Here is a 7,500-nt window from a genome sequence, read left to right as displayed (position 1 = left end):
TCTAAGCTACAGTGTAAAAGATCACTTAATTTAAAAGCAGGGACTTATGGAAATTTTATAAAATCAAGAGAGAAAAACGAAACAAGACAAGTAAATTCTCTCTGATTTTATGGAAGTATCATACAAATTTAAAAGATAATACCATTTTTGAAGCAAAACCTGGCTGGGTGCGTGTTAGCATTCACTATACGCATACAAAAGAGGATATAAAATATCTTATAAATGCTATAAAGTCTTGTATCAAAAAACACAAAGTAGGGTAGGACAAAACTATATATTTGATACTTGTGGAGAAATTTTTAGAAGTGAATTTTTATAAAGCTATAAGTTCTATCAAATCTAAAAGTTAGCAAATTTTGTAAAATTCCAAAAAGCACCATAAATGTAACAAAACTACTTCCACCATAACTAAAAAATGGCAGTGGCACGCCCACAACTGGTGCAAAACCGATCGTCATCGAGACATTTACACCCACATAAACGAAGATTAGTGCAGCAATCCCCGTGGTGGTAACTTGTGTAAAATAGTCGTTTTTTAGACCGTAATTTAAACTTAAAAGATGTGTTATAAGTGCCCCATAAAGTCCAAGCAAAAATAATCCACCATAAAAGCCAAAACGCTCGATGTTGTAGGCAAAGATGAAGTCACTAGTGGCGATTGGCAAAAATTTAAAGTGTGTCTGAGTTGCCTCATCTTTTGGCTTGCCTTTGAGTCCGCCGCTACCTATGGCGATGATGCTTTGTTTGACGTGATAGCTTGGCTCTTCAGCGATGAAATCGTGAATTCTTTTTTTTTGATAGTCATGTAAATTTTCATACAAAACTGGTGCCAAAAAGCCTATCGCAAGGATGATAGTGATCCAAATTTTCTTATTTACGCCGATCACAAAAAGGATGGTGTAGCCAACTATTAAAAGTATGAGTGCGGTGCCAAGATCAGGCTCTTTCATGATTAGCACAAATGGTAAAAGTATATAAAAACTAAGTCTTAAAAAATCTTTTACTCCGTATCCATTAGCCTCTGGAGGACGCTGTTTGATGAGATAGGCTAGCATCAGCAAAAAGGCTGGCTTCATCAGCTCTGATGGCTGGAGCGTGAAGTGAACAAAGGGAATTTCTAGCCAGCGCCTAGCTCCTAGTTTGCTAACGCCAAAGAGATCGACGCTTAAAAGTAACACGATGCAGATCCAGTAAAACATCGGAATAATCCAGTCGATACGCCTAATAGGCAGCAAAAACGCTACACAAAATGATGCAAAACCTATGCCAAAATAGATAAGTTGTTTGTTTGCTAAAATGTCGTTTGCTTCGGAAACTAGGATGTAAGAGATGGCTATGATTGGGATTATTAAAAACGGCTGAATAAAATCAAAATGTGTTAAAATACGCCGATCTAGTTTTATCAAGAAGCAAACCTTAATTTTTGGGCTAGATTATATCACAAACAAGGCTTTGATTTTGGTTAAATTTAATGTTTTAAATAGCTCAAGACTCGACGTTGCAGTGGCCAAAGAGCTTCAAATTTCACGTAATCAAGCTTTAAATTTGATAAAAGACTCTCTCGTAAGCGTAAATTTAAAACCAGTTTCAAAACCTAGCTTTTTACTGAGCGAAAACGATGAAATTTGCGTAAATTTTGCCCCAAAAAAAGAGGTGCAAAATGAGTACGAAGTAAATTTTGATATCCCGATCATCTACGAGGACGACGATCTCATAGTGCTAAACAAGCCCCCGCAAATCGTCGTTCATCAAGCTCCAAGTGTCAAAGAGGCGACACTTGTTGAGTGGCTAAACAAAAAGGGCTTTATGCTTTCAAATTTAAACGGCGACGTAAGAGCTGGCATCGTCCACCGCCTAGATAAAGGTACTAGCGGCGCTATCGTCGTCGCTAAAAACAACTTCGCCCATGCAAAACTAAGCGAGCAGCTAAGCGATAAGAGCATGGGACGAATTTATCTAGCGCTCATTGACCTGCCTCTAAAAGAGGACGTCATCATCGACAAGCCAATCGGCAGAAATCCAAACAACCGCCTAAAAAAAGCGATCGTTGCAGACGCTAAATTTGCAAAAAGTGCCTTCGTAAATTTGCTAAGCGAGGGCGGAGTAAATTTGATAGCGGCAAAGCTTTTTACAGGTAGGACGCATCAGATAAGAGTGCACCTATCTAGCATAAACCGCCATATTTTAGGCGATGATTTATACGGATTTAAGAGCCAAGGCGATAAAATAAGCAGAGTTATGCTTCACGCTTATATGCTTTATTTTATCCATCCACGAACTGGCAAAAGGGTAGAATTTATCGCAAAAACGTATGATGACTTTAACCAAATAATTTACAAAAAAATTCCCAAGGAGATTTTTGATGAAAAAATTTGCCCTACGCATATTGACACCATTTTTAGCAGCTTTCTTGGCGGGATGCGGCTCTAGCGTACCGACTCAACAAAGCATGTCGCTACCTACGATTACAAGTTTAAAAACTATTTCAGACATGACAGAAGTTGGTTTTGAATGGAACCCAGTAACCGATGAAAGCGTTGTTGGGTACTATCTCTACCGCTCAAACCCAAATGATGCCAACTCAAAAATGCAGCTAGTTGCAGACATCAAAGACCGCTTTGCAACGCACTATGTAGACCGCAACCTAGCACCGGAGACCACATACTCATACCAGATGAGAACCTACTCAAACAATGCCATCTCTCAACCAGGCACAATCGCAACAGCAACCACAAAGCCGCTACTTGATTCAGTACCGTTTTCGCAAGCTATTACAGGGCTTCCAGGACGTGTGAAAGTGATCTGGAGACCGCATCCTGATAGCACCGTGGCAAGCTATATCATTCAAAGAAGTGATGCAGGAGCTAATAAATTTAGCCAAATTGCAGAGGTAAATGGCAGACTAAATGCCGAATATATCGATACTGAGGTAAAACCTGGTAAGTCTTATGAGTATAGAATTTTAGTTAAAACTTCTTCAGGCGTTGTCTCAAAACCAAGCCAAAACATAAGTGCAACGACAAAGGAGTTACCCTAAATCAGTAACAAACCTTCAGGCAACAAAAAATGCACCAAAAAAGATAATTTTAACTTGGGATTACGCGCCGGCTGAGGATTTTGCTTATTTTAAAGTTTATAGGACAGTGAGTAAAATTTTGCCTTACACATATCTAGCAAAAACGACTAGCAACACTTATGAAGATCTCATAAACACAAATGCGGCAACAAGGTATTACAGAGTCACAGCAGTCGATAAAGACGGCCTTGAGAGCTTAAAACAAGAAGAGCCAATTGTGGGAATAACACTTGGTGCGCCAAAGACTCCAAATATTAGTGCTAGCTACGATGGTAGCGGCGTAAATGTAAACTGGAGTGCAGTTGATAGAGCTAGTTCGTACACTGTTTATAGAAGTGGCGCAAGTGAGAAAATTTTTAGTGGCATAGATGGTACTGGACTTAGAGATGATAGCGTGCAAAAAGGAGCTAGCTATTCTTACAGCGTCGTAGCTATCGATGAGTACGGCATCGCCTCTGATAAGTCATCAAAAGCAGAAGTTAGCATAAAATAATGCCAAATTTCATCGCTTCGTCTTTAAAAGAGCTCTCGTTTCCATTTGGTAATGACAAGGTCAAATTTCTTTGGCAGGCAAATGGCCGAAACGAGAGGCTCATCTACACAAAAAATGAAGAAGAGAGCTTTTTTCTAGTCGTAAAGCCCAGTAAAAATGGCATCGTCGTAAAGGGAGAAAAGCTTACAAAGCCAGCTAAAGTTGGTCTTTTGCAAGAGGCACTGGAGCTTTTTAAAGAGCAAAATTGCAATGACGTAATCAGTCAAGCGTTTGCCGTAAAAAAGACAAATTTGACTAAAAAAGTGAGTGAAATTTTAAGCCTTGAAGAGTTTGTGCCAGCGTTTTGCGAGCTAAAAGATAAATTTAAAGAGATTTTCATCGAGATCGGCTTTGGTTCTGGCAGGCACTTGCTTTATCAAGCCAAAAACAATCCAAATGCCCTAGTTATCGGCATAGAAGTCTATAAGCCAAGCATCGAGCAAGTAGCAAAGCTAGCCAAGGCAAATGCCATAGAAAACGTGCGGCTGATAAATACCGACGCCAGACTCTTACTCTCTCTCGTTGGCTCAAATTTAGTTGATAGAGTCTTTTTACACTTTCCAGTGCCGTGGGATAAAGCAGAGCATAGACGCGTAGTCTCATCGGCGTTTGCGCTTGAGTGCGAGAGGATACTAAAAGTAGGCGGTAAATTTGAGCTACGGACTGATAGCAAGGAGTATTGCGATTTTAGCTTGAGTAAATTTTTAGAGCCTACAAGCTCAAAATTAGAAGTTTTCAAAAATAGAAATTTAGAAGTAACTAGTAAGTACGAAGACCGCTGGAGACGCCAAGATAAGGATATTTATGATGTCATTTATACTTGTGAGATTGAAAGTAGCGAGAGTGTTTTAGCTGGAGATTTTAGCTTTAAAGAAAAGACAAGCGTAAAAAATATCATTAAAAATTTCAAAAATTTCATCATCAAAAAAGAGGATTATTTTTTACATTTTGAAGAAATTTACACCATAAATGAGGGTGAAATTTTGCTAAAAGTTGCTTTTGGAGCATTTAATAAACCTGAGCAATGTTTTATCAAAATAAGCGATGAAAAAAGCGAATATTTTATAAGAAAACCGATCTTAATTCGTGAGAATTTAGCAGCGCACGAGCTTTTGAAGGAGTATTTGGCTGATGCAAGAGATAATTAGTGCAAGGAATTTGAGCCTAGCTTATGAACGCGATGAAATCGTAATTAATAGCGTTAATTTAGATATTTACGCAAATGATTTTGTCTTTATCACAGGCAAGAGCGGAAGTGGAAAAAGCACGCTTTTAAAGTCATTTTATGGAGAAATTTCACCTCTTGCTGGAGAGCTAAATGTCTGCATGACGCAAATGGACGACATCGATGATAAAAGGCTTTGTGAGCTTAGGCAGCGAGTTGGCATTATATTTCAAAATTATCGCTTGATAAATGAATGGAATGTGGAAAGAAACGTTATGTTGCCCCTCATCATCAAAGGCATCAATCAAAATGTGAGTAAAAAGCAAGTGGCTAAACTTTTAAAACATGTAAATATGCTTCATAAAGCCGATAAATACCCTCGTGAACTAAGTGGTGGTGAGCAGCAAAGAGTTGCCATGGCAAGGGCTCTCGCACACAATCCAAATTTGCTATTATGTGACGAGCCAACGGGAAATTTAGACGAATACTCAAGCGATGTCATCTGGTCACTTCTAAAATCAGCTAGGGAATTTTTAGGCACGAGCGTGGTTGTGGTGACGCATCATATCCCATCAACGCTTCGTATCCCATACCGACACTTCGTCATAGAAAATGGAGGCGTGCATGAGATCGCTTAAAAATCATCTTGGATTCATCCTGCCGCTAATCGCGCTTTTGTTCTCCGTGCAGTTTAGCTTAACTGCCGATAAGATTGTGAGAGATTATGAAAGGCTCATGGGAAACGACTATAACATCGTCATAGTTTCAAGTAAAGAGCTTAGTGATGCTATTTTAAAGCCAGTGGTTAGCAATCTATCTAGCCTCGAGCCACTAAGCCCGCAAAAGATCATCGACCGCCTCTCAAATGATATCTCGGCTAAAAATTTATCCATACTGCAAAATGCACTACCTAAATTTTACTCACTAAAACTTAGCGAATTTCCGACACCGCAGTACATGGATGATCTAAAGCAAAAGCTTTTAAAATTTGATGGTATCACAAAGGTCGAGACATTTTCAAAGACTCACGATAAAGTCTTTAAGATGCTAAATTTAGCAAAAAGCATATCGTATGCTTTTATGGCAATACTTTGTGTTGTTGGGCTTATGCTTATGCTAAAGCAGGCTAAAATTTGGCTATTTGAGCATAGGGAGCGCATCGAGATTATGACGCTTTTTGGAGCACCATTTTGGCTAAAATCAGCCATGCTTTACAAATCAGCTATGGTTGATAGCCTAGTTGCGACCACTGCAGTTGGTGTATTTTTCTTTTTCTTGCCCAGCATTGAAATTTTTAGAGAAAATGCCGCAAGCATCGATGTAGTTTTGCCTAGCCTTGATCCTTCAAGGGATATTTTTATTTTATTTGGCGTGGCTATGTTTTTAAGCATTTTTGCTGTTAGTTTGGTGATGAGCAAGGCTAGAAAAAGCACGATATGAGAAAAGGAATTTTTATATTTTTGCTAGCTTTTAGCTTAGCTTTTGCGTCAAATACCAAAGAGAAGATCAAAGACTCCAAAAACTCGCTAAGATCGAGTCAGGCGATGAGTGAGCAGCTTAGTAAAAAGCTAGATGATTTGGCTGGTGATATCGTAAATGGCGAGAAAAAACTTCGCGGTATAAGTGGCGATATCACAAATTTAAAGGGTCAAATTTCAGTCCTTGAGACAAATGCTTCAAAAGCACTTATTGAACTTGATGATTTAACGAAACAAAACAAAGAGCTAGAACGCACACAAAAAGAGCTAGAGCAAAATATGATAAGGATCATCGCAGAAGATTTGTCGTTTGATCTTTTGATGTCTGCAACTGAGGGCAAGCAAAGCGAGGAGAGCATCATCTCATCTCAAATTTTAACCAAGCTAAATGCCATCACAAAAGAGGATTTTAAAAGACTTAGCCAGAACTATGAAGATACGATTGAGAAGATAAAAAATAAATCAAACAAAATAAGCGAGATAAGCTCAAGCATCAAAAACTATAGACGCAAGCAAAGTGACTTGCAAAATTTAGAAAGTACGCAAAAAAATACTATAAACGGACTAAAGCGTGATAAAGAAATTTACAGCAAAAAGCTAGCCAAGCTTCAAGCCCAACAAGATGAGTTAAGAAAGACGCTAGAGCAGCTCGCTATCATGCAAAAACAAGAGGACGAAGCAGCTAGAGCTGCCAGAGAAAAGCAAGAAAGAGCAGCTAGCAAAGGTGGCAAAAAGGGCGAAAAAAGCCAGCCAATGAGTGGAGGCTATCAAACAAGTTCAGTCAAAAAATATTCAGGTGCAAAGACAATCGCTCCTCTTGATAGCTACACTGTAAAGCAAAAATTTGGTAACTACGTAGATCCAATATATAACATCAAAATTTTTAACGAGTCAGTCACACTTCGCTCAACCACGCCAGATGCCAAGGTCAAAAGCGTGCTAAATGGCAAAGTGGTATTTGCAAAAGCAACTCCAATGCTTGAAAATGTAGTCATTATAGAAAACGAAAATGGCATCCACACGATCTACGCTCACCTAAGTCAGATCGCACCGACGGTTAAGGTAGGCTCAGTCGTGCAAAAAGGCTACGTTATAGGCCGAGTTAGAAACGATCTAACCTTTGAAGTGACGCAAAGAAACTACCACATCGATCCACTTGAGATGATCTCAAAATAGTCGCTTTGCAAGTACTATTAACTAAATTTAAAGCCTTTTTGGCTAGAATGCGTGAATTTTAAGGAGCAAGACA

General features: G+C 38.9%; 8 protein-coding genes. 7 read left to right on the top strand and 1 reads right to left on the bottom strand.

Going from position 1 to position 7,500, the window contains the following annotated elements; genetic code table 11:
- Positions 1 to 299: 299 nt before the first annotated feature.
- Positions 300 to 1,406, bottom strand: a complete 1,107-nt coding sequence (locus CVT13_RS09545) for an FtsW/RodA/SpoVE family cell cycle protein (protein ID WP_107812401.1) — start codon at positions 1,404 to 1,406, stop codon at positions 300 to 302.
- Positions 1,407 to 1,458: 52 nt separating this feature from the next.
- Between CVT13_RS09545 and CVT13_RS09540 the strand changes: the two genes are divergently transcribed.
- Genes CVT13_RS09540 through CVT13_RS09510 form a run of 7 tightly spaced genes read left to right on the top strand, consistent with a single transcriptional unit; the run spans position 1,459 to position 7,427 of the window.
- On the top strand, positions 1,459 to 2,430 hold the full coding sequence (locus CVT13_RS09540; protein WP_107812400.1) for an RluA family pseudouridine synthase: 972 nt from the start codon (positions 1,459 to 1,461) through the stop codon (positions 2,428 to 2,430).
- Positions 2,363 to 3,037 (top strand): fibronectin type III domain-containing protein, encoded by a 675-nt coding sequence (locus CVT13_RS09535; RefSeq protein ID WP_199907295.1) that lies wholly within the window; start codon positions 2,363 to 2,365, stop codon positions 3,035 to 3,037. Before CVT13_RS09540 ends, CVT13_RS09535 begins: the two co-directional genes overlap by 68 nt.
- Positions 3,012 to 3,569 (top strand): fibronectin type III domain-containing protein, encoded by a 558-nt coding sequence (locus CVT13_RS09530; RefSeq protein ID WP_234410322.1) that lies wholly within the window; start codon positions 3,012 to 3,014, stop codon positions 3,567 to 3,569. Before CVT13_RS09535 ends, CVT13_RS09530 begins: the two co-directional genes overlap by 26 nt.
- Positions 3,569 to 4,756: a tRNA (guanosine(46)-N7)-methyltransferase TrmB gene (gene trmB / locus CVT13_RS09525; RefSeq protein WP_107812399.1), complete on the top strand. Its 1,188-nt coding sequence runs from the start codon at positions 3,569 to 3,571 to the stop codon at positions 4,754 to 4,756. The genes CVT13_RS09530 and trmB overlap by 1 nt, the downstream gene beginning before the upstream one ends.
- Positions 4,740 to 5,411, top strand: coding sequence for a cell division ATP-binding protein FtsE (locus CVT13_RS09520; RefSeq protein ID WP_021091805.1), 672 nt, complete (start codon positions 4,740 to 4,742; stop codon positions 5,409 to 5,411). Before trmB ends, CVT13_RS09520 begins: the two co-directional genes overlap by 17 nt.
- A complete protein-coding gene (locus tag CVT13_RS09515) occupies positions 5,398 to 6,213 on the top strand; it encodes an FtsX-like permease family protein (RefSeq protein WP_107812398.1) in 816 nt (271 codons plus the stop codon). The genes CVT13_RS09520 and CVT13_RS09515 overlap by 14 nt, the downstream gene beginning before the upstream one ends.
- On the top strand, positions 6,210 to 7,427 hold the full coding sequence (locus CVT13_RS09510) for a murein hydrolase activator EnvC family protein (RefSeq protein ID WP_107812397.1): 1,218 nt from the start codon (positions 6,210 to 6,212) through the stop codon (positions 7,425 to 7,427). Before CVT13_RS09515 ends, CVT13_RS09510 begins: the two co-directional genes overlap by 4 nt.
- Positions 7,428 to 7,500 lie beyond the last annotated feature (73 nt).

The organism is Campylobacter concisus (assembly GCF_003049085.1).
In the GTDB taxonomy this organism is placed as follows: Bacteria; Campylobacterota; Campylobacteria; order Campylobacterales; family Campylobacteraceae; genus Campylobacter_A; species Campylobacter_A concisus_H.
This window is presented reverse-complemented; position numbering and strand designations above follow the sequence as displayed.